The 22,076-nt window shown below is 42.5% G+C and carries 19 protein-coding genes, 1 tRNA gene and 1 pseudogene; 16 read left to right on the top strand and 5 right to left on the bottom strand.

The window, feature by feature from the left end; genetic code table 11:
* The first annotated feature begins 1 nt into the window (after position 1).
* Together PQG45_RS06130 and PQG45_RS06125 are read left to right on the top strand one after the other, a co-directional pair.
* Entirely contained in the window at positions 2–1,186 is a 1,185-nt protein-coding gene (locus tag PQG45_RS06130) for a M14 family zinc carboxypeptidase (RefSeq protein WP_316070471.1), read from the top strand.
* Between the two features lie 4 nt (positions 1,187–1,190).
* Entirely contained in the window at positions 1,191–1,826 is a 636-nt protein-coding gene (locus PQG45_RS06125) for a PglD-related sugar-binding protein (protein WP_315574574.1), read from the top strand.
* On the opposite strand, the gene PQG45_RS06120 is transcribed toward PQG45_RS06125, so the two are convergent.
* Both PQG45_RS06120 and lipB read right to left on the bottom strand, forming a co-directional pair.
* Entirely contained in the window at positions 1,821–2,534 is a 714-nt protein-coding gene (locus tag PQG45_RS06120; protein WP_316070470.1) for a 3'-5' exonuclease, read from the bottom strand. The genes PQG45_RS06125 and PQG45_RS06120 overlap by 6 nt on opposite strands.
* The gene (lipB, locus tag PQG45_RS06115; protein WP_316070469.1) at positions 2,524–3,273 is read right to left on the bottom strand and encodes a lipoyl(octanoyl) transferase LipB; all 750 of its coding nucleotides are present in this window, start codon (positions 3,271–3,273) and stop codon (positions 2,524–2,526) included. The genes PQG45_RS06120 and lipB overlap by 11 nt, the downstream gene beginning before the upstream one ends.
* Before the next feature lie 70 nt (positions 3,274–3,343).
* On the opposite strand from lipB, the gene PQG45_RS06110 reads away from it, so the two are divergent.
* The 9 genes from PQG45_RS06110 (at position 3,344) to PQG45_RS06070 (ending at position 13,688) form a co-directional block, all read left to right on the top strand.
* Complete coding sequence (locus tag PQG45_RS06110; protein WP_316070468.1) at positions 3,344–3,697, top strand: YraN family protein; 354 nt, start codon at positions 3,344–3,346, stop codon at positions 3,695–3,697.
* A 22-nt stretch (positions 3,698–3,719) separates the two neighbouring features.
* Positions 3,720–4,130 carry an rRNA maturation RNase YbeY gene (gene ybeY / locus PQG45_RS06105; RefSeq protein ID WP_315574567.1) on the top strand — a complete coding sequence of 137 codons (411 nt, stop codon included), beginning with the start codon at positions 3,720–3,722 and terminating at the stop codon, positions 4,128–4,130.
* A gap of 32 nt (positions 4,131–4,162) precedes the next feature.
* Positions 4,163–6,022, top strand: coding sequence for a tRNA uridine-5-carboxymethylaminomethyl(34) synthesis enzyme MnmG (gene mnmG, locus PQG45_RS06100; protein WP_316070596.1), 1,860 nt, complete (start codon positions 4,163–4,165; stop codon positions 6,020–6,022).
* Between the two features lie 2 nt (positions 6,023–6,024).
* Complete coding sequence (locus PQG45_RS06095) at positions 6,025–6,909, top strand: class I SAM-dependent methyltransferase (protein ID WP_315574565.1); 885 nt, start codon at positions 6,025–6,027, stop codon at positions 6,907–6,909.
* Positions 6,902–8,524 (top strand): Ig-like domain-containing domain, encoded by a 1,623-nt coding sequence (locus tag PQG45_RS06090; protein WP_316070467.1) that lies wholly within the window; start codon positions 6,902–6,904, stop codon positions 8,522–8,524. Before PQG45_RS06095 ends, PQG45_RS06090 begins: the two co-directional genes overlap by 8 nt.
* A 488-nt stretch (positions 8,525–9,012) precedes the next feature.
* Positions 9,013–10,788: an AMP-dependent synthetase/ligase gene (locus PQG45_RS06085; protein WP_316070466.1), complete on the top strand. Its 1,776-nt coding sequence runs from the start codon at positions 9,013–9,015 to the stop codon at positions 10,786–10,788.
* 96 nt (positions 10,789–10,884) lie between these two features.
* Complete coding sequence (gene gmd / locus PQG45_RS06080; RefSeq protein WP_316070465.1) at positions 10,885–11,961, top strand: GDP-mannose 4,6-dehydratase; 1,077 nt, start codon at positions 10,885–10,887, stop codon at positions 11,959–11,961.
* Position 11,962: 1 nt separating this feature from the next.
* Positions 11,963–13,216, top strand: coding sequence for a nucleotide sugar dehydrogenase (locus tag PQG45_RS06075; protein WP_316070464.1), 1,254 nt, complete (start codon positions 11,963–11,965; stop codon positions 13,214–13,216).
* Between the two features lies 1 nt (position 13,217).
* Positions 13,218–13,688: a UpxY family transcription antiterminator gene (locus PQG45_RS06070; RefSeq protein ID WP_315574557.1), complete on the top strand. Its 471-nt coding sequence runs from the start codon at positions 13,218–13,220 to the stop codon at positions 13,686–13,688.
* Positions 13,689–13,821: 133 nt separating this feature from the next.
* On the opposite strand, the pseudogene PQG45_RS06065 reads toward PQG45_RS06070, so the two are convergent.
* Together PQG45_RS06065 and PQG45_RS06060 are read right to left on the bottom strand one after the other, a co-directional pair.
* A pseudogene (locus PQG45_RS06065) lies at positions 13,822–13,962 on the bottom strand (Txe/YoeB family addiction module toxin); the annotation flags it as partial.
* Positions 13,963–14,075: 113 nt separating this feature from the next.
* Positions 14,076–14,276, bottom strand: coding sequence for a DUF2683 family protein (locus PQG45_RS06060; RefSeq protein WP_316070463.1), 201 nt, complete (start codon positions 14,274–14,276; stop codon positions 14,076–14,078).
* A 313-nt stretch (positions 14,277–14,589) separates the two neighbouring features.
* On the opposite strand from PQG45_RS06060, the gene PQG45_RS06055 reads away from it, so the two are divergent.
* Entirely contained in the window at positions 14,590–16,026 is a 1,437-nt protein-coding gene (locus tag PQG45_RS06055) for a capsule assembly Wzi family protein (RefSeq protein ID WP_315574553.1), read from the top strand.
* Here PQG45_RS06055 and PQG45_RS06050 read toward each other — a convergent pair.
* The gene (locus PQG45_RS06050) at positions 16,023–17,258 is read right to left on the bottom strand and encodes a nucleoside recognition domain-containing protein (protein WP_315574551.1); all 1,236 of its coding nucleotides are present in this window, start codon (positions 17,256–17,258) and stop codon (positions 16,023–16,025) included. The genes PQG45_RS06055 and PQG45_RS06050 overlap by 4 nt on opposite strands.
* A gap of 46 nt (positions 17,259–17,304) precedes the next feature.
* Between PQG45_RS06050 and PQG45_RS06045 the strand changes: the two genes are divergently transcribed.
* From PQG45_RS06045 to PQG45_RS06030, 4 genes are all read left to right on the top strand, one after another.
* Positions 17,305–17,973 (top strand): M15 family metallopeptidase, encoded by a 669-nt coding sequence (locus PQG45_RS06045; RefSeq protein WP_316070462.1) that lies wholly within the window; start codon positions 17,305–17,307, stop codon positions 17,971–17,973.
* 96 nt (positions 17,974–18,069) lie between these two features.
* The gene (locus tag PQG45_RS06040) at positions 18,070–19,524 is read left to right on the top strand and encodes a TolC family protein (RefSeq protein WP_316070461.1); all 1,455 of its coding nucleotides are present in this window, start codon (positions 18,070–18,072) and stop codon (positions 19,522–19,524) included.
* A gap of 172 nt (positions 19,525–19,696) precedes the next feature.
* Entirely contained in the window at positions 19,697–21,079 is a 1,383-nt protein-coding gene (locus tag PQG45_RS06035; protein WP_316070460.1) for an efflux RND transporter periplasmic adaptor subunit, read from the top strand.
* 76 nt (positions 21,080–21,155) lie between these two features.
* Positions 21,156–21,229, top strand: a tRNA-Asn gene (locus tag PQG45_RS06030).
* The last annotated feature ends 847 nt before the right edge of the window (positions 21,230–22,076 follow it).

Below are 22,076 nucleotides of genomic sequence, written 5' to 3'. Positions count from 1 at the left end.
TATGTTCCATTTCTTCTTCGACAACTACCTCACTTACAAAGAAGCGCGAATTCAAAAGCGCCGTTTTGATGAAAATACTTGGCAAGAACTTGTACAAGCGTGGTCAAATTCGCCCTTATTACACGTAGAACAAATTGGAGAAACCTTTGAAAAAAGAGCGATTCATGAAATAACATTTGGCCAAGGACCCATTCAAGTAATTGCTTGGTCACAAATGCATGGAGATGAAGCAACCGCAACCATGGCTTTGTGTGATATCTTCAACTTTATCAACTCAAATAACCCATCTTTTTCTGAAATAAGGGAAATATTGCATCAAAATCTGACCATACACTTCATTCCTTATTTAAACGGTGATGGAGCCGCACGATGGACACGCGAAACAGCTTTGGGCATCGACATGAACCGGGATGCACAAAACCGATATAGCCCAGAGGCCCAACTACTTTCTGATTGGGCAGACCGAATCAAACCCACTTTTGCCTTTAATTTACACGATCAAAATCGATTGTATTCTGTTGGAAATTCTGCTCATCAAACACATATCGCCTTCCTCGCAACAGCTGCAGATGAAGCAGGAACTTGGACCGAATCTCGACTACGCGCGGGTAAATTAGCCAATCGATTAACGCGCTTCACGCAGGAAATCATTCCAAATAAAGTGGCTAAATGGACAGATGAATTTAACGCGAGGGCGTTTGGAGACACCTTCCAACAAAGAGGATATGGTTTGCTATTACTCGAATCAGGCGGGGCTGGATGGGACCTGGAAAAACAATCCTTGCGCCAACTAAACGCAGCCATATTACTCGATGCATTTTACAGCGTAGCAACCGGAAATTATCAGCAAGAAAATACCGACATCTATGAGGCATTGGAAACGAACGAACGACAGATATTTGATATAAAACTAACAAAAGCACCCTTGGAACCAACAGGTAAAATCCGTGCAGATATAGGAATAAACCTAAAAGAAACCGCATCCGACAAAACCAATATTCAGTATTCTTGGAGCATAGAAGAAATAGGTAACTTAGCCTATATGCATGCGCTGCATACCATAGATGCAAGCCAATTTGATTACAACCAAACCATAAACTTAGGCGAAGAAATAAGTGATTTGATCTTCAAAAAAGGAGGGGAAACAACTTTTGATTTACGTACTTTTACAGCCAAAATAAAATAAACATATGACATCATTACCCGTAATCATCATTGGAGTAAATCCATTTGCACTAGAAGTGGCGCATATATTCCAACAAAACAATGTAGTAATCTATGGTTTTTTAGATGACGATGTTAAGAAAAAAGACACCATGATTGGTGAGATTCCCGTATTAGGAACAACAGAAGATGAGAGCTATTGGGGCTTAATCGGTAAGTCTTGTGCTGTATTCGTGGCGCTTGAAAACCCAACCGAGCGCAAGAAAATGATCGAATTAATCGAAGAAGATCGAAAGACAAAACCAGTTCACGCCATTCATCCAAGTGCACAAATTGCCAATGTGAAAAGCTTAGCCTATGGCATATTCATTGGGGCCAATGTAGTCGTTGGTGCAGAAACAAAAATCGCAGATCACGTCATCGTGGGTCCTGGATCAATCATTGAAACGGGCGCAAGCGTTGAAGAATTTAGCCAAATTGGCGCCGGATCTGTCATCGGAAAAGAAGCCCAAATCGACAAAAATGCATTCATTGGAATTCATTCTACCATTGTGGGTAGCATCAAAATAGGGAAGGGTGCAACTATTGGCGCAGGCTCTGTTGTAATAGAAAATATCCCTGCAAGCAAGCGTGCTTTCGGAAATCCAGCCAAAATACTATAGTTTTTGTATGTTGTGTGGCTCAACGAGGTTCATAAAGTGAAACCGTAAATAAAGTTGGGCCACCACAATAACATCCTCCATGCAATAGGCTTCAATGCGGCCTAAATTACCCTCCTTGTAATACACATCGTGTACCTGATCCCCAGAAAGATCTGATTTAGCTCCATCGATTCCCATCATTTCAGCAAGTAACTCCAGCGAAGTATAGTTTTTTCGGTCGCCAAAACGCCACATTTCCATCGTATCCTGGTGAATGATTTCCCATGGTTTTTTACCCTGAACTTGAAGCGCCTTGGGAATTTCGAGATTATTTGCCAACATTCTTCTACACAAATACGGAAAATCAAACTCCTTTCCATTGTGTGCGACCAATGTCAATTCTTTCGACTTATATGTCTTATTGATAAACGCAGAAAACTCCTTGAGAAGCTCTTTTTCGTCATGATGCGCAATTGTTTTGACCTTTAAGCTAAGCTGCTGGTCTTTGTTGACATACAAAAAACCCATACCTATCACGATCACCCGACCAAATTCTGCAAACAATGCAGCACGGTCGGCATATAGATCCTCCAAACTCAGCGCATCAACATTATATAAATTCTTCGCTTTTTTTAGCCAGAATTCTTGCATCCGCTCCGAAATTCGGGAAAAATCGGATTCTCCTGAAACGGTTTCAATATCAAGAAATAGCGTGTTTTTAAAGTTCATTTATTTCGGGCTTAGGCAATGTTTCACGTGAAACATCTTCGGGATTGAATTGGAAAAGTTCTTGAAGGTTGGCTAGTACGCGTTGCTTAACTTCAGCTAAATCAACCTCGCGACCAAGTTCCTGTTGCAAGGAGGTTACGCCCTTTGTGGCAATTCCACAAGGTACAATGTGGCCAAAGTAGGAGAGGTCTGTATTCACATTTAAAGCGAAACCGTGCATGCTAATCCAACGAGACGCTTTCACGCCAAAAGCGCAAATCTTCCGCGGATTATCCGATTCGGGATCTATCCAAACTCCTGTTAGGCCTTCGATGCGCCCCGCCACTAAACCATAATGTGCACAGGTGCGCATAATCGCTTCCTCCAACATGCGGAGATACAAATGGATATCAGTAAAGAAGTTTTCTAAATCAAAAATGGGGTAGCCAACCAGTTGGCCCGGTCCATGATACGTAATATCGCCGCCCCGATTAATCTTGAAAAAACTTGCGCCAATCGTATGTAAAAACGATTCTTGCATCAACAAATGAGATTCGTCGCCACTCTTTCCCAAGGTGTAAACATGTGGGTGTTCGCAGAACAAAAGAAAGTTGGGGGTAGTGCTCACATTCGCCTCGGCGAGATTTCGATTCCCTAATTTAATCGCCGCCGTGTGTGCCATCAAGGACTCTTGTAGATCCCAGGTCTCCTTGTATGGCACAAGCCCTAAATCAAGAAACTGGACATTTTTATTTGGCATGCAGATTATCAAGTTACTGTTATGTGAGTACCCAAGAAACGCGTTCTTTTGGGAAAGCAAATATACAAGAATGGCGAAACATTTAAGACTTGGAAAAAAGGCGGAATATCTGGCAACTGATTATTTGCGCAAAAAAGGCTATTACATACGTGATAAAAACTACCGCAGCGGGCAGGCGGAAGTAGATATTGTGGCGCAGAAAAGCCACCGATTATATTTCATTGAAATCAAATCAAAACAATCGATGCGCTACGGAGAGCCCGAAGAACAAATCGGAAAGGGCAAGATACGGCGCTATCACCGGGCCGCGGAAAGCTTTCAGTTGGAAGAAAAATGGCACGGAGAAATACAGTTTGACTCAATTTCCATTACTTTTTTTCCACAAGCTGTCAAAATCGAGCATTTCGAGGATGCTTTTTCGTAAATTCGCGGTTTAATAAACGAATATGATCAGTTTCCACACAGAAGATGTTTCTTTCAAGCTGCAAGACAAAATCAAGCACAAGCAATGGCTACAAGCGGTTGCGAAAGAAGAGCAAAAAAAGATTGGCGAGTTGAATTATGTTTTTTGTTCCGACAGCTATCTATTGGAGATCAACCAGAGTTATTTACAACACGACACCTATACGGACATCGTGACATTTGACAATTCGGATGATGCCAAAATCATCGAAGGGGATATCTTTATTTCTTATGATCGAATCCTAGAAAACGCAGCAAAATTCGGAACCGAGAGCAGCGAATTACAGCGCGTCATGGTGCACGGATTGTTGCACTTATGTGGATATAAGGATAAGGCGAAGGCCGACAAAGAATTGATGACGAGTAAGGAAAATTATTATTTGGCAAAAAGATAAAACGTGTTCCACGTGAAACATAAAATAAGATGATGCAGAATTCATATGATGTAATCGTAGTAGGAGCGGGGCATGCGGGCTGTGAAGCGGCACACGCGGCAGCGCAAATGGGCTCGAAGGTTTTGCTGATTACAATGAACATGCAAACGATTGCTCAGATGTCATGCAACCCGGCGATGGGAGGAGTGGCGAAGGGCCAAATCGTTCGCGAGGTTGATGCGCTAGGCGGGATGTCTGGAATTATTTCAGACAAAACGATGATTCAATTTCGCATGTTGAATCGTTCGAAGGGCCCGGCCATGTGGTCTCCAAGATGTCAGTCGGACAGAGCCCGCTTTGCCGAAGAGTGGCGCTGGGCGCTGGAACAAAATGCCAATGTCGATTTTTGGCAAGACTCCGTGGAAGGATTGATTGTTGAAAACGACGAAGTAAAGGGTGTGAATACCCGCTTAGGTATGCAGTATTTTGCACCGACCGTCGTGTTAACGAATGGCACGTTTTTAAATGGATTGATTCACATTGGAGAAAAGCAATTTGGAGGTGGGCGCATGGCCGAACCCATGGCAGGAGGTATCACGGAACAGCTGATCCAATTGGGATTTGAGGCGGGTCGGATGAAGACCGGAACACCACCACGTGTGGACGGTCGGAGTCTGGATTATTCCAAAATGGAAGAACAAAAAGGCGATGAAAATCCAAGTTCATTTTCATACTTATCGAAGTCTCCCATTCAAGAGCAGCGCTCTTGTTGGATTACACATACAAACGAAAAAGTACACGAGGTCTTACGCAAAGGCTTTGATCGCAGCCCCATGTTCGCGGGACGCATCAAAGGATTGGGTCCGCGTTATTGCCCATCGGTAGAAGATAAAATCAATCGTTTTGCCGACAAAGATTCGCACCAAATTTTCGTTGAACCCGAAGGTTGGAATACCGTTGAAATTTATGTGAATGGATTCTCGACTTCCCTGCCAGAAGACATACAGTTTGAGGCGATCCGGTTGATCCCGGGTTTTGAAAATGCGAAAATGTTCCGACCAGGCTATGCCATTGAATACGATTATTTCCCGCCGACGCAATTGAACGCGACCTTGGAAACCAAACGTGTTTCGGGTTTATATTTTGCGGGACAAATTAACGGAACGACAGGCTATGAGGAGGCGGCTTGCCAAGGTTTAATGGCAGGTATCAATGCACACCAAAAAGCACATAAGAAAGAGCCATTTACTTTGTCGAGATCGGAGGCTTACATTGGGGTTCTCATTGACGATTTAATCAACAAAGGTACGGATGAGCCTTATCGTATGTTTACGTCACGCGCAGAGTTTAGAACCTTGCTGAGACAAGACAATGCTGATGAACGCCTAACCGAAAAAGGCTTTGGCTTAGGCTTGGCAACACAAGAGCGTTTGGATGCGTATTTAAATAAAAAGGATCAGGTCGCAGCGTTAATTGAAACCATACAGACGACCAAAGTAAAACCTGCCGAAATGAATGATTGGTTGCAAAGCCAAGGGACAGCGACGCTGAAGGAAGGGGCTCCACTAATCAATTTATTGAAGCGCTCCGACTTAAGTTTTGAGCAAATTCTTCAGCACGAAATCGGCCAGAGCATTAAGGCAACTTATTCGCAAGAAGTAATTGAACAAGTGGAAATTATCGTCAAGTACGAAAGCTATATCGAGAAAGAACGCTTGATGGTAAACAAGATGAAGAGCATGGAAGATTTGGCGATTCCTGCCAACTTCGATTATGACAAAATTAAAACCTTGTCGACAGAATCGCGGATCAAGTTGAAGTCCATTCGTCCCCAGACAATCGGACAGGCAAGTCGCATCTCGGGAGTTTCTGCCGCCGACGTTTCTATTTTACTTTTATTCATGGGTCGCTAAATATGGAAACACTGAAAAACTGTCCAGCGTGTGGAGGACAAAAAATGACACGTGTTTTACAGGCGAAAGATTACACGGTATCCCAAAATACATTTGACGTTGTTCGATGCGCAACTTGTGATTTGTTGTTTACAAATCCAAGACCCGAAGCAGAACAAGCGGGCTATTTTTATAAATCGGAGAACTACATTTCGCATAGCAACACGCAAAAAGGATTCATCAACAAACTTTACCATGCGGTTCGTAATATCACGTTAAAACAAAAAACGAATCTAATCCAAGGCGACCAACAAGGAACAAAAAACCTATTGGATATAGGTTGCGGAAACGGACACTTTTTACATGCATGTCAGCAACGTGGGTGGAATACTTTTGGGATGGAATTAGATCCTGATACGGCGGCACGTGCTGCTTCATTAACAGGACAAAACATCTATCCAAATTTAACGGCAATTCCAGATCAACCGCAATTTGAGCTCATCAGTTTGTGGCATGTTCTGGAACACGTATATGAAATTGATGCCTATTTCGAATTCTTCAAAAAGCGCATCACACCGAACGGGAAGTTATTGCTCGCATTGCCAAACTCGAATTCCTTTGATGCGGGTTATTTCAAGGAGTTTTGGGCGGCTTACGATGTTCCGCGTCACATCTATCACTTCAATCCAGAGACAATCCAATCCCTAGCATTAAAACATGGCTTTAAATTAGCTAAACAGCGGGGCCAGCTATTCGATAGTTTTTACATTGCGCTCTTGAGTCATGAATACAAGACCGGGAGCAAAAAGTTGGTGGCCTCGTTTTTCATAGGCCTTTGGTCGAACATGCTTGCCTATTTTAAAACAGGGAATTATTCAAGTAATATCTATATTTTTGAACATGCCTAAATTCTTGCACAAACTCGCATTCGCTACCTTTATCCTGTTCCTCAGTTTGAGCATGTTCCAGCGCTGTGCACAAACGGCAAGTCCTCCAGGCGGGAAGAAAGATACCTTGGCCCCTAAAATTGTTAGCAGCATTCCGCTTAACAAAAGCAAAAACTACACGGGCAAAAAAGTTGAGCTGAATTTCAATGAATATGTGAATATTCGAAATTTGAATCAAGAATTGTTGATAACTCCTAATGTGGGAACTTATGAAACGAGGATTCGCCCGACGGGTGTAACCTTGGTATTAGATTCTACGCTTCATCAAAACACGACTTACACATTCAATTTTAGAAATGCGATTGAAGATATGTCGGAACGTAATATTGGTAAAAATATTAAACTTGTATTTAGTTCGGGTTCCGACATAGATTCCTTGCAAATCAGTGGCCAAGTGAAGCATTTGGAGACAAATAAAAAACTTGAATCGATTTTGGTTGGCCTATATCCCTACACCGATACACTGCGCATCGATCAAGCCAAGCCTTATTACTTCACTAAAACAGATACCTCTGGGAATTACCAAATTGAGAATATTGCAGCTGGCAAATATTACATGGCGGCATTTCATGATATCAACAATAATTTGGTCTACAATTCAAATAAAGAACCTGTTGATTTCATCACCGAAAACTACATTGATTTAAGCAAAAGTCAAACGCAGGATTTTAAAATCGCCCTACAGAATCAAGATGCCCTGAAAATCAGCAAAACGACCAGCACGGCCAAAACCGTCTTGTATGAATTATCGAGAGGTGTAAAGCGAATTAATATCGAACCAAAAACGTTGGCCTATCAAATCGAGTCGAATCGCAATTTGCGTTTCTATGTAGGCAACGTGGAACATCAAGATACTGTACGTATAATGGCAACCGTAACGGATTCCCTAAATCGGATTGCAACCTTATCCTTAAAATTAAAATTCCGTGAGCCGAACAAAAAAGAAAAAGTCGTTAATGCCCCCTTGCGTATCGAAGTTTTGCCAGCCAGCAATCACTTATTAAGTCCTGAGGATTCAATCGTTATCAAATTCCCTAAACCGATAGCTTTAATCAACACGAAAGCCATATCATTTGTAACGGGCCCAGATGAAGAAATGCAACTGCCAGATGAGGCCTATCGTTGGAATAACTTTGTCAACGAATTGAGCATTCAAAAATCTTATCTACCCTTGCGTACGAAATTTGATTTGAAATTTTCCAAACACGCGTTTGTGAGCGTAGAAAAAGATTCCTCGCAATCTTTTACACAGTCGTTTGAATTTCAAGATTTAGAAAATTATGGAAGTATTTCAGGACAAATCAAATCACCTGAAGGCAAACATATTTTTCAATTAATCAAATCGGATACGAAGGTCTTAGCTTATCAACAAGCTGGATTAAATTCCTTCCTATTTCCACACGTGGAACCAGGTTTATATGAGTTACGTGCCATTGAGGACCGCAACGGAAACGGCGTTTGGGATTTAGGCAACTTTAAAACGAAAGAAAAACCGGAAGCGATTTATTTCTTCCCAGGCAAGATAAAACTGAAGGCTAATTTCCAGATTACAGATGTGTTGATAAGTGCCCAATAAACCCCCATTTTATCCACAATTTATGTGGACGAATGTGGATAAAATAGCGTACCCTGTGGAGAATGTGTATAAGTCCATACTTATCCACGCGATCAGGAAATCTTATCCACATAAGAATAAATGAATTTGAAATAGCATCGTTCTGATTAATAGCGTATTACAAATCAATTTTAGACTTATCAACATATCCACATAGAACAACAAAGGGAAACAAAGAAAAGATTTTAAAAAGTTTTTCTTTTTTTAATTTATATGTGTGGATAAAAGAAGAAAAAGGTATTTACGCTGGCGGGGTGTGCTATTTTTAATGCTTTTTTGATATTTTATTTATAATAAAAATAATTTTTAGATAAAATAGCACACTAACACCTCATACATTGTGGATAACTTGTGGACAAAGAACTCTTTGGTACAAAAAAATCGTACAAAAGTGCAAATCAAGAGGCTCTTTTGTTAACTTTGATATTCATTACCAACAAACTTAAATCATGCTTGAATTTTCCAATTTCACCCGCGTATTTGATTTATTGCCTATTTACGATCAGCTTCAGAAATCAGATCTTTTCTGTTTGAAGCGAAACGGTGAATGGCGGAAATATAGTTCTGAAGAAACCTTGGAGACAATTCAGGATGTGGCTTTAGGACTCTTGGCCTTGAAGATTAAGCCAGGTGATAAAATTGCCATTATTTCAGGCAACAGACCCGAATGGAATTTCATCGATTTTGCTATTCAATTGATTGGTGCGGTTTCCGTGCCTATGTATCCTACTATTACGGTCGAAGATTATGCATTCATTTTTGAGAATGCGGAGGTGAAGTATGTGTTTGTTGAGGGAGAAGAATTGTACTTGAAAGCCAAAGAAGCTTCTAAGGGAAATCGTAAAATTAAAAAGGTTTACACGTTTGATCCGGTCGAAGGTGCCAACATGTGGACAGATGTAAAGGATGCTGGTTTTGGTCAAGATCGGTCTCCTTTGAAACCTTTGCAAGATGCCGTAAAACCAAGTGATTTATTAACCTTGATTTATACGTCGGGTACAACGGGCCGGCCGAAAGGAGTTATGTTGACGCATCACAATATTGTCTCGAACGTAAAAGCCTTAATTCGCGGTAAGTTTTTTGATTTATATGAGACGGATCGCGCATTGAGTTTTTTACCGCTTTGTCATATTTACGAGCGCACCGATATTTACATGTACATGTCTTATGGCGTTTCTGTGTATTACGCGGAGAGCATGGAGACCATTGCTGATAACATTAAAGAGGTCAAGCCATCGATGTTTGCTTCTGTTCCACGGTTATTAGAGAAAGTCTATGACAAAATTTTAGCCAAGGGAAATGAGTTGACAGGTATCAAACGCAAGCTCTTTTTCGGGGCAATTGAATTTGGTTTGCAATATGACCCGATGGTTAAATTGGGATTTGTAGACTCCATAAAATTAGCCGTTTATCGGAAATTGATTTTCAGCAAATGGCGTGAAGCTTTAGGTGGAAATGTACGATTAATTGCTTCGGGATCTGCGGCGCTCCAACCACGATTATCGCGTGTTTTTTGGGCTGCTGGTGTTCCAGTAAGTGAAGGTTATGGCTTAACGGAAACCTCGCCTGTTATTTCTGTTTCACAAGTAAACCCGCCGGATTTCCGAATCGGTTGTGTGGGAACTTTGGTCGATAGCATGGAATTGAAAATAGCGGAGGACGGAGAAATTTGTGTGCGAGGGGATTCTGTGATGGTAGGTTATTACAAGAATCCGGAAGCAACCGCAGAGGCAATAGATCAAGATGGTTGGTTTCATACGGGTGATATTGGCGAGATGGTGGAAGGAAAGTATTTGAAGATTACGGATCGTAAAAAAGAAATTTTCAAAACGTCGGGTGGTAAATACGTCGCACCTCAGTTGGTGGAAAATAAATTAAAAGAATCCGCGTTTATCGAACAATGCATGGTCGTAGGCGAAGGACAAAAATTCCCTTCGGCATTGATTATTCCCGAATTTGCGGCTTTAGGCGTTTGGTGTAAACAACACGGAATTCCGGTAGGTACGCCAGAAGAGTTGATTAACAATAAAGATGTTTTCCGGAAGTTGGAGGAAGAGGTTATGTCCACGATGGGTTCTGTTGCGAAATACGAACAGGTGAAGAAATTTGTTTTATTACCTCGTTTATTCACGGTGCAGGACGGTGAAATTACACCTACGCTGAAGTTGAAGCGCAAGGCGATTTATGCCAAACATGAAAAGGCTATTTTGGCATTGTATGAATAAAACAATGTGTTTTCACAAATTAGCTTTAGTGCTCTGCTAAATTTTCGTAATTTTGGGGTTTGAAAAATTTCCGCGAGGAGTCATTAAATTGAATGTATGTCACAGCATAAAAAAGTTGCCTTAATTACGGGTATTACGGGTCAGGATGGAGCCTATTTGGCAGAATTGTTGTTGAGCAAGAATTATGTTGTTCATGGGATTAAGCGCAGAAGCTCCTTAATCAATACGCAACGGATTGATCATTTATACGAAGACCCGCATGTTGATGCATCAAATTTCCACTTGCATTATGGCGATTTAAGTGATTCTACGAACATTATTCGCATTATTCAAGACGTTCAACCGGATGAAATTTACAATTTGGGTGCGATGTCGCATGTCAAAGTATCTTTCGACGAACCGGAATATACAGCTCAGGTAGACGGAATCGGCACTTTGCGAATTTTGGAAGCGGTCCGCTTGTTGGGCTTAACGAAAAAAACGAAGATTTACCAAGCTTCTACATCTGAATTATATGGTTTGGTACAAGAAGTACCACAATCTGAAAAAACACCGTTTTATCCGCGGTCACCTTATGCGGTTGCCAAATTGTATGGCTACTGGATTACGGTGAATTACCGCGAGGCATACGGCATGTTTGCTGTGAATGGAATCTTATTTAATCACGAGTCGCCTTTGCGCGGAGAAACGTTTGTTACAAGAAAAATAACTCGTGGGGTCGCGCAGATTGCGATGGGCCAACAAGATAAATTATACTTAGGAAACTTAGACGCGAAACGCGACTGGGGTCATGCCAAAGATTACGTCGAGGCGATGTGGTTAATCTTGCAACAAGATAAACCGGAGGATTTTGTCATTGCGACGGGTATTACAACAACGGTTCGTGATTTTATTCGGATGGCATTTAGTGAGGTAGGCATTGAAATTAAATTTACGGGCGAAGGGGTAAATGAAATTGCGACAATCGCGGCTTGTAACAATCCTTTGTATCAAGTTGAAATAGGCAAAGAGGTCGTTGCGGTGGATCCTCGCTATTTCCGTCCCACAGAAGTGGAGTTATTGATTGGCGACCCAACGAAGGCGAAAGAACAATTGGGTTGGAAATTGCAATATGATTTGCCGGCTTTGGTGAAAGACATGATGGCTTCGGATGTACAATTATTTACCAAATAAGATGAATCCATCGATTGCGATTATAGGTTTGGGCTATGTGGGTTTCCCGCTGGCAGTGGAGTTTGGAAAGATTTATCCAACCTTGGGTTTTGATATCGACGCTTCGCGTATTGATGAATTAAAGTCGGGCGTGGATCGCACCCAAGAAGTGAGTGCTGCTCAATTAGCGGAATCAAAAAATTTGCGTTTTTCTTCTCAGGTGGCAGATTTGTCAACCTGTAATACATTTATTGTTACTGTTCCCACCCCCATTGACCACTTTAAAAAGCCCGATTTGAGTCCTTTGTTGAAGGCCTCAGAGATGATCGGAAAGGTGTTGAAAAAGGGAGATGTCGTGATTTACGAATCTACGGTATATCCAGGTTGTACAGAGGAGGATTGTGTGCCGGTGCTTGAAAAGCATTCGGGATTGGTTTTTAACCAAGATTTCTTCTGCGGCTATTCGCCTGAGCGGATTAATCCAGGCGATAAGGTAAATACCTTGACGAAAATCAAAAAGGTAACTTCGGGTTCTACACCGGAAATTGCCGAGTGGGTAGATCAATTATACAAATCGATTATTGTGGCCGGGACGCACAAGGCGTCATCTTTGAAGGTTGCCGAGGCGAGCAAGGCGATTGAAAATGCCCAACGCGATGTTAATATTTCCTTTGTTAATGAGCTTTCGCTGATCTTTGATCGGATGGGAATCGACACGACAGAAGTCTTAGAGGCGGCGGGCACCAAATGGAATTTCTTGAATTTTAAGCCCGGTTTAGTGGGCGGTCACTGTATTGGGGTCGACCCGTACTATTTATTGCATAAGTCGGAGAGTTTGGGCTATTATCCGCAGGTTATTTTGTCCGGCCGACGAGTGAACGACAACATGGGGATTTTTGTGGCCAACAAGTTGGTTAAATTGCTCATTCAAAAGGGCAAGAAAATTGGGGGTGCCAAAACCTTAATGTTGGGCATTACATTCAAAGAAAATTGTCCAGATATTCGTAATTCGCGTGTCGTTGATATCTACAAGGAATTGATCGATTTCGGTATGGAGGTGGATGTATATGATCCTTGGGCCAATGCGAAAGAGGTCAGCCATGAGCATGGGATCAAGTTGGTTTCTGAATTGGGCAAGGCTTATGATGCCATTGTGTTAACGGTGGCGCACCGCGAATTTTTGGATCTCGCCTATGGCGAATTAAAAGCCAAAGACGGGGTGCTTTTCGATATCAAATCCGTTTTAGATAAATCCATCGTAGACGCCCGCTTGTAATATGGCTTGGTATGCAGTTTACACGAAATCTCGTACGGAGAAAAAAGTAGCCCTGCGCTTAAAAGAAGCAGGAATCGAAGCTTATTGTCCTGTGAATAAGCGCGAAAAACAGTGGTCGGACCGACGTAAAGTTACCGAGGAACCCCTTTTTCGTTCCTATGTTTTTGTCAACATTGATTTAGACAAGCAAAGTGCTACGGTTCGTCGGACCCTGGGTGTTGTTAATTTTGTGTATTGGTTACAAAAGCCGGCCGTCATTCAAGACGATGAGATTCTGGCGATCCAACAATTTTTATCGGAGCATGCGGCTGTGGAAGTCTTTGGAAATACGCTGCAAGTGGGCGATTTCATTACCATCGATGCGGGTGCTTTAAAGGGCCAAAAGGCGGAAGTGATGGGGATTAAAAATCGGCACGAAGTACGATTGCGGATTGATTCTTTGGGATTTGAGTTGGTGGCGAGGGTGGAGTAAGGTAGTCATCAGTCGCTAGTCTGTATGTTAAGGAGTACGAAGTTCAGGCGAGATACATTGCGAGTTCTTTGGGTATTACAAATTGGATTCCATTGTCAAGCGTCTAATGTCTTTGCAAAAGCGAATTCTTGTTTCAAAACAAATAATGCCCCCTTAAGCTTAAAATATGAACAGCATTTGATTTTATCTCGTAGATAATTCGATGTTGAGCGTTTATTCTCCGTGACCAAAGGCCAACTAACTGGTATTTTAGTTTTTCGGGCTTGCCGATGCCTTTAAACGCATCTTACTGAATTGACAACAATTGGACCTCGATTCGTTTTAGAACCAATCGTTGGCCGCTAGATTTCCAATATATGATATCCGATTGTGTTTGTGGAGATAGAATTATTTCCACAACATGTCTGGTATAAATTTGATAAAATTGCCCTCTTCGATATTGCGTTTGCCTTCGAGCACTTTTTCAATGATTGCCGGATTATATGTTGAATCCAATTCTTCAAATTGGATATTGTTTTCACGAAGCCATTTGGTTATGGCTAAGCGCTCTTTTTTATCCTGAGGAAAGATTTGAATTCGTTTTTTCATAATCAAATGTAGCGATTTTTTCGTTTTGAGAGCTAGCATCCATTGTCGTGGTTAAGGTTGTTTGACAAATGTATTGTGAGTCCCAATCGTAGTCAATTCGATTATCGAATGCGGTAAAAATAATCAGTAAGCGGGTTAGCTGATAGCAGAATTGTAGAGACGCGATACTTCGCGTTTAAACCCCCGGGCTTAAGCCTGGGGGTATAAGTTAAAAGTACGGTGGTAAATCTGTTCAAATTAGCGGCGCGACACCTCGCGTCTCTACAACTTTGTTAATACTTTTTTCGTATTTTGCATACTTAAACCCCTATTCATGCGGCTTCGCGCGATTTCTTTTCTACTATTGATTGCCTTCTGTGCAACAGCGCAGGAAAAAATCGGCCCTAGTCTTGAGTTGGGCACAGGTTTAACCAATGGTACTTATACGCCATTTTGGTTGCGCGCTAATCAGTATGGAGCCGTTCCAACGAAGGAAAGTTATGCCACTGCGGCGGTGTCCATGAGCGATTTCATACAAGTAAATAAACGTGCGAGCTGGGGGTATGGTGTTCGCGCTTTGGTCAATTTAACGGAGACAAAAGCGGATGTATTATTGCAAGAAGCCTATTTAACGGGCAAATTTGGCATTTTTGAATTACAAGCGGGACGGAAAAAGCAAATACAGGGCTTGGTTGATTCAACACTAAGTTCGGGATCATTTATATGGTCGGGAAATGCGCTGCCCATGCCCATGATCAACCTCGTCGTTCAAGACTATTGGGCGCCCGAATTTGTTCAAGGAGTCGTTGGCTTTAAAGGCAATTATGCGCATGGATGGTTTGATAACCAACGAGGCGACGTTTCAAATTTTTATTTACATCAAAAATCCTTTTATGGCAGACTCGGTAAACCCTCTTGGCTTTTCAAATTCTACGGCGGATTTAATCACCAAGTACAGTGGGGCGGCACGCTGAAATACGCGGATCCGGGTAATTTTTCTGCGAAAAATGGAAAAATCGCCACGGGCTTAAAAGAGTATTTTTACATGATTACTGGCCAAAGTATGAACGTTGTTGGTGGTGATACCGCGACCTACGGCGTCAACGATGGGTGGAATCGCTTAGGGAATCACTTGGGAACGATTGATGTAGGCATGGAGATTGATTGGGAAAAGGCGAAGCTCTTTTTTTATCGCCAAAGTATATACGAGGATGGATCGCTTTATCACGGAAATAATATCACCGACGGACTTCATGGAATCGCCTTTACACGCAAGGCTGAACAAGGTATTACCAAAATCGTTTTGGAATACTTTAATTCGGCATCGCAAGGGGGATCTGTGTTTAACGACTCGAATATAAACCGAGGGCTGGACAATTATTTTAATAATGCTGTTTATCGGGACGGTTGGACCTATGCCGGCAAAGGACTTGGTACGCCACTGATGACCCTCGATTCGGAGTCAGAATTAACCCCCACGAACGGGACTTTTTATGATAATAATCGGGTGGAATCATTTTATGTTGGAATTCAGGCCAAATTTGGTGAAAATGATTTCAAATTTCGCGGATCGATGAGCAATTCCATCGGTTGGTTTGGCCAAGAAAATGTTCCCGTAAAAAGGCAGTATTCAGTTGGCTTGCAATGGCAACGCCCTGTTCAGTTGATGGGCTATGATGCGCAATTGAAGGCATCGATAGGCGCCGACAAAGGTCTTTGGAAACCAGATATCATCGGAGGAAATGTTGCGTTGGTTTTGCCTTTGAATTAGCCAAAAAACAAATAGCTCACCCAAATAGCTGTCACGATACCCACGAAATCAGCAAGCAATCCTGCCCACAAGGTATAGCGAATGTTGCGCACTTGTACGGATCCGAAGTATAAAGCGACCACGTATAAAACCGTTTCGGCTGAGCCTTGGAACACACAAGATAAACGCCCAACAAACGAATCCGAACCAAAGGTCTTCATCGTATCAATCATCATGGCACGCGATCCGCTTCCACTCACCGGGTGCAAAAGTGCCGTTGGCATGGCATCCACCCAGCGGTTATCGATGCCCGACAAATCCACCAAGTATTTAATGCCGTCAACCATATTGCCTAAAACACCCGAATTCCGTAGGCAAGAGATGGCCACGAGCATCCCAACGAGGTAAGGAATAATCTTCACGGATGTTTCAAATCCCCCTTTGGCACCCTCAACAAAGGTTCCGAAAATATCGATTTTCTTGCGCATTGCGGCGGCGATGAAAGAGAAGATTAAAAGGAATAGAATTCCATTTGAAATGACTTTGGACTGCAGCTCAATCGCCTCTTTTGGCAAGGAGCTGAAATACCACAAGATGGCACCAAGAAAAGCGGTTAGTCCGGCCAACCAGGCAAAAAGTACGGGTTCTAATAAGTTGATTTTCTGTTTAATTGACACAAAAATTAGCCCAGTAATCGTCGTGGCATAAGTTGCCATGAGGCAGGGAATAAAGATATCAGAGGCATCTTGCGCGCCGTAAATGGCCCGTTGGGCCATGATACTTAAGGGAATTAACACCGGTCCTGCCGAGTGCAACACCAAGAACATGATTTGCGGATTTGATGCCGTTTCTTTATTCGGGTTCACCTCTTGTAAACTCTGCATAGCCTTTAGCCCAAAGGGCGTTGCGGCATTATCAAGGCCCAATAAATTGGCTGAAAAGTTCATGATCATTTGCCCGTGTACCGGATGGTCTTTGGGAATTTCTGGAAATAAACGGGTGAAAAAGGGTCCGATGCGTTTGGCCAAAAATTGGATCGCACCCGCCTTCTCCCCTACTTGTAATATTCCCATGAAAAAGGTCATCACGCCCGCGAGCGGCAAGGCAATTTTCATCACGGCTAATTCGGCGGAATCGAACATCCCGTCGACTAGGATTTTGAATATTTCGGCATTACCAAAGAAGATGTATTGAATAATCGCGACCACAAAAGCCACACCGAAGAATAAAAACCAAATCCAATTTAATGCCATAGGGTCGAGGAAATTTGGTTAAATTTAGGGAAAATCTTCGATTATTATGCGCACGATTGCCTTCCTCCTACTCTCCTTCGCTGCTTGGGCACAAAAAACCAACTGTTCGTATGAGTTGGCCATGGAAAAACAGGGCTTGGTGGAAGTTAGCTCAAATGCGCCCGGCGTCCTTGTGGAATTAAAATACGGGACGGCAGATAATTTCATGGGTAGAGATGTTTATGGTTGTTTGCGGCACGCCTATGTGCAAAAGCCCGTGTTAGCGATGCTTCAGAAAGCGCAGGCAACACTTGAGAAAAAATACCCGGGGTATCATTTATTGATTTATGATGCGGCGCGTCCCCTATCCATCCAATGGGTTTTGTGGAATACATTGACGCAGTATCCTCCCGCGGAACGCCAAAAATACGTGGCAGACCCGAAGCAGCATTCGATTCACAACTATGGATCTGCTTTGGATTTAACAGTAGCGGATGCAAGCGGAAAGCCTCTGGACATGGGAACGAAATATGATTTTTTTGGTGATTTGGCCTATCCATCAAAAGAAAAGCAATTCTTAGCAGCTGGGAAATTAAGCCAAAAAGCCTATCAAAATCGCTTGATCTTGCGGGAAGCGATGCAGTCGGCAGGCTTCATGCGCATTGAGTTTGAGTGGTGGCATTTTAATGCGTTTTCGCGTGCGGAGGCGAAACGCCGTTTTCCTGTTGTGCAGTAATCGCGGATTTTATCAGCGACTCTTGCCGTTTATCCAAAAATCAAGTTTGTACCAACCGCATTTGTGTATTATTGTGAACTAATTCTATCGACGCCTATGTCTATTAAAAAATACCTTTCGCTTACCTTGTTGGCTGGATTGTCCTGGGGAGCTCACGCGCAAACTGCGATTCAAGGCAATGCCTCGTTGGTTCATTTGAGTTTAAGCCAAGCGGTTGACATCGCGTTGCAGCATAATTTGACGGTGAAGTCGTATGAGGTGAACTTGAAGAATGCGGAGTTGACGTACCAACAAGCGAAATACAATCAATTGCCATCTTTGGGGGGAAACATTAATCAGGCGGCGAGTTTTGGTCGGTCGATTAACCCGTATACCAACGGATATGATTCCCGAAACATTAATTACAATAACGTCGGATTGAACGCGAATTTGACCCTATTTAATGGAGGCCAATTGCGGAATACTATTTTACAAAATGAGTTTGCCTTGAAGGCGACGCAGCAGGATTTGCAATCGATGCGCGAGAATATTGCCCTACAGGTTGTTTTGTCTTATTTGTCCATTTTGAATGCGGAGGACCAATTATCCATTGCTCAAGCGCAGACTGAAATCACGAAATTACAGATTGATCGTACGCAGAAATTGGTGACGGCGGGGACATTGCCCGTATCGAATGTGTTGGATTTGAAGGCGCAGTTGGCCAATGAAGAATCCAATGTCGTGTCCTTCCAAAGTTCGTTGGACATTAACAAATTGACCTTGCAACAACTATTAAATGATTCAAGTATTCGGATGTTTGATTTGCAGCGTATCCAGGTACCGGTTCCATCTTCAAAAGCCTATGATTTATCGGTTGACGCGATTTATGCCAAAGCGCTTGAGATTCAACCTTTGGTGCGTGCGGCTGATTTTCGTGTACAAGGCGCGTCGAAAGGTGTTGCTGTGGCGAAGGCTTTTCGTCTTCCTACCCTATCGATGAGTGGAAGCTGGTCGGCAAATCAATCCAATGCTTTGCGAACGATTGAATTATTAGGAACACAGACGATGAATTTGGGTTCGGTGGCCATTGGTGGAACGTCCTATCCGGTATCGACAGTACAGCCTAAATATGGAGAAGGGTCTACGGTGGGCTATTTTGACCAATTGAATAATACGCAGAACAAGGTCATTTCGTTGAATTTAAACATTCCGATATTTGCCAAATATGCGAATCGCACGCGGGTCGTACAGGCGGGATTGCAGAAAGAAAATGCAGAGATTGAGGCAGAACGCGCACGCTTAACTTTGCGTCAAAACATTGAGCAGGCTTATGTGAATATGGTGAATGCGGCGAATAAATATGAGGCATCTTCCACACAAGTTTCGGCTTTGGAGGAAAGTTTCCGGGCGTCAGAAAGTCGCTTTAATGCGGGAACGATTGATTTTGTGAGTTATAATTTACAGAAGACGAATTTGGATAAGGCGCGTTTGGCGTTGATCCAGGTGAAATACGATTTTGTGTTTCGGACGAAGATTTTGGATTATTACCAAGGGAAGAGTTTGACTTTTTAGTTAAGAGTTAAGAGTGAAGCGTGTAGAGGTGTGGAATAAGAATTATTTATAACCCTAGGTTTTAACCTAGGAACCCTCAGAAGAAACGTTGAGTATATTTTAAAAGAGAAAATTAAACAACCTGACTGACGACTAGTGACTTTTGACTAGCGACTGACAAACAATTAAGATTATGAATAACAAAAAAACATGGATAATCATCGCTGGTGTGGTGATATTGATTTTTGGAGGCTTGGCTTTGGCGAAGAAGATGGAGTGGATAGGCAAGGCGGAGCCTACGGAGGTAGAATATGCCAAAGTGGTGAAGGCGACGATCGTGGAGAAGGTATCTGCTTCGGGTAAGATTCAGCCGGAGGTTGAGGTGAAGGTTTCTCCCGATGTTTCGGGTGAGATTGTTTCCTTGAAGGTTGCGGAGGGAGATTCAGTGGTTGCCGGTCAAGAGTTGTTGAAGATTCGTCCGGACAATTATGTGTCATTATTAGCACGTGCGGAGGCGCAGGTGAACGCGCAGAAGGCGGGTTCGGAGCAGAGCAAGGCAGTTTTGGCGCAAAGTGAAGCTCGTTTAAGCAAGGCGAAGATTGACTTTGATCGTAACAATCGTTTGCACAAGGATAAGGTGATCTCGGATTCAGATTTCGATCAGTTCCAGTCGGCCTATTTAGTTGCCAAACAAGATTTGGAAGCGGCAAAGGCGAATGTGAAGGCGGCCAACTTCAACGTAAAGTCAGCGGAGGCGGCATTTAAAGAGGCGAAGACAAACTTAACGAAGACAACGATTTATGCGCCACAGAGTGGAATTATTTCGAAGTTGAATGTGGAGTTGGGTGAGCGTGTGGTAGGAACGTCGCAGATGGCGGGAACGGAGATGTTGCGTATTGCGAATTTGAATAACATGGAAGTTCGTGTGAATGTGAATGAGAATGACATTACGCGGGTGAGTTTGGGAGATACGGTATTGATTGATGTGGATGCATTCTCTTCGTCTGAGCGCAAGTTTAAGGGCGTGGTGTATGAAGTGGCTAGTTCGGCAAATTCATCGGGCACAGCGCAATCCGTTACGACGGATGCTGTCACGGAATTTGAGGTGAAGATTCGCGTGTTGCGTAGTTCGTATGCGGATTTGATTCAAGGTAAGTTATCGTATCCATTGAAGCCCGGGATGACTGCATCTGTGGAGATTTTAACGAACACAAAGTCGAATATCTTAACGGTACCATTATCATCCGTTACAACGCGTGAATTAGGGGCTCCGAAGGAGGCTAAGGAAGGCGAAGATAAGCCGGGAGACGCTGCGGTTGTGACGACACAAGAAGATGCTAACACGGCGAAGAAGCGCAAGGAGAGCACGAAAGAAGTGGTATTTGTGGAAGAGAAAGGCAAGGCGAAGCAAGTGGTGGTGAAGACGGGTATTTCGGACTTTGAGAACATTGAGATTATCTCGGGTTTGAAGGAAGGTCAAGAGATCATCTCGGGACCTTATGCGACAGTGGCGAAGAAATTGAAGGATGGAGAAGTCGTGAAGAAAAAGGACGCTAAAAAGGCTGAAAAGAAATAATTTCAAAAAAAATGGGGGGCAATCTTGCATTTAATGAATTGTCCCCCTATTTTTGCAGTCCCAATAGGAACAATATTCCTTCTTAGCTCAGTTGGTTAGAGCACATGACTGTTAATCATGGGGTCCCTGGTTCGAGCCCAGGAGAGGGAGCAAACAAGAAAGTCACTAGAAATAGTGACTTTTTTCGTTTAAAATCAACCCATATTCAACGATTTTTGTGGTTCGAGTCCCATGAGAGGGTTATGTGTTTTTTGGACATATTTCATCAAGTGTTTTACATGCGATTTTCTGTTTGTGCCAAGAATATGCCAAGAGTTGGTTTGGATATTGGAAATCCGACAAGTGTTTTTCTTTTAACTTTGTCTAAATTGGAGGTAGTATTTGACATTCATCACTTTTTCATTCATTGTAAGAAATTGCGCGCTTTATCATTAATTGTGAAATTAGTATAACAGCACTTTATTTGAAGGAAGTATTTAAATTTAGAGCTAATTCATTAAAAATTGAAACAAATTCGTACTTTTATCGTTATAAGAAATATGTTGCAAAAATTTCACATACTGCTCATAATTACATTTCTTGGCTGCCTAACCGTGCCCGTGAAATCCTATGCGTGTGGAGCAAAATCTAAGAAAGCGGAGAAATCCTGCTGTTTAAAGGACTCGTCTGAGAAATCTAATAAAGATAATTGTTGCGGAAAACACAAAATGACCGGACAAAACGAAGGGAACAGTTGTGGAGGGAATTGTGATAATTCTACGTGCAGTTGCCCATCACCTTTCTCCACATTGGTAATACCTGATTTTTTAGTAAAATTTAATATCAATACATTCACAGCTCGCAATTCAGTAAAATCGTTTTATAACCAAACTTACCATTCATCAGGTTTTGGTTACATTTGGACACCCCCCAATATAGGTTAATTTATTACCTTGACAGCCATTGGTCTGTCTTATCGGAAGCAAAGTATTGCTTTAAAAATCAATTGTTTTTTACG

Origin of the sequence: Aquirufa regiilacus (genome assembly GCF_032470275.1) — a bacterium.
Taxonomy (GTDB): Bacteria; Bacteroidota; Bacteroidia; order Cytophagales; family Spirosomataceae; genus Aquirufa; species Aquirufa regiilacus.
The sequence above is the reverse complement of the archived record's forward strand: the minus strand, read 5'-3'. Positions and strand labels throughout refer to the sequence as shown.

Bases quoted from the DNA above. Each gene is read 5' to 3' on its own strand.
- PQG45_RS06040 (WP_316070461.1), top strand. From the start codon at position 18,070: ATGTCTATTAAAAAATACCTTTCGCTTACCTTGTTGGCTGGATTGTCC.
- PQG45_RS06090 (WP_316070467.1), top strand. From the start codon at position 6,902: ATGCCTAAATTCTTGCACAAACTCGCATTCGCTACCTTTATCCTGTTC.
- PQG45_RS06110 (WP_316070468.1), top strand. From the start codon at position 3,344: ATGGCGAAACATTTAAGACTTGGAAAAAAGGCGGAATATCTGGCAACT.
- PQG45_RS06055 (WP_315574553.1), top strand. From the start codon at position 14,590: ATGCGGCTTCGCGCGATTTCTTTTCTACTATTGATTGCCTTCTGTGCA.
- PQG45_RS06130 (WP_316070471.1), top strand. From the start codon at position 2: ATGTTCCATTTCTTCTTCGACAACTACCTCACTTACAAAGAAGCGCGA.
- gmd (WP_316070465.1), top strand. From the start codon at position 10,885: ATGTCACAGCATAAAAAAGTTGCCTTAATTACGGGTATTACGGGTCAG.
- PQG45_RS06125 (WP_315574574.1), top strand. From the start codon at position 1,191: ATGACATCATTACCCGTAATCATCATTGGAGTAAATCCATTTGCACTA.
- mnmG (WP_316070596.1), top strand. From the start codon at position 4,163: ATGCAGAATTCATATGATGTAATCGTAGTAGGAGCGGGGCATGCGGGC.
- PQG45_RS06070 (WP_315574557.1), top strand. From the start codon at position 13,218: ATGGCTTGGTATGCAGTTTACACGAAATCTCGTACGGAGAAAAAAGTA.
- PQG45_RS06060 (WP_316070463.1), bottom strand. From the start codon at position 14,276: ATGAAAAAACGAATTCAAATCTTTCCTCAGGATAAAAAAGAGCGCTTA.
- PQG45_RS06035 (WP_316070460.1), top strand. From the start codon at position 19,697: ATGAATAACAAAAAAACATGGATAATCATCGCTGGTGTGGTGATATTG.
- PQG45_RS06120 (WP_316070470.1), bottom strand. From the start codon at position 2,534: ATGAACTTTAAAAACACGCTATTTCTTGATATTGAAACCGTTTCAGGA.
- ybeY (WP_315574567.1), top strand. From the start codon at position 3,720: ATGATCAGTTTCCACACAGAAGATGTTTCTTTCAAGCTGCAAGACAAA.
- PQG45_RS06075 (WP_316070464.1), top strand. From the start codon at position 11,963: ATGAATCCATCGATTGCGATTATAGGTTTGGGCTATGTGGGTTTCCCG.
- PQG45_RS06050 (WP_315574551.1), bottom strand. From the start codon at position 17,258: ATGGCATTAAATTGGATTTGGTTTTTATTCTTCGGTGTGGCTTTTGTG.
- lipB (WP_316070469.1), bottom strand. From the start codon at position 3,273: ATGCCAAATAAAAATGTCCAGTTTCTTGATTTAGGGCTTGTGCCATAC.
- PQG45_RS06085 (WP_316070466.1), top strand. From the start codon at position 9,013: ATGCTTGAATTTTCCAATTTCACCCGCGTATTTGATTTATTGCCTATT.
- PQG45_RS06045 (WP_316070462.1), top strand. From the start codon at position 17,305: ATGCGCACGATTGCCTTCCTCCTACTCTCCTTCGCTGCTTGGGCACAA.
- PQG45_RS06095 (WP_315574565.1), top strand. From the start codon at position 6,025: ATGGAAACACTGAAAAACTGTCCAGCGTGTGGAGGACAAAAAATGACA.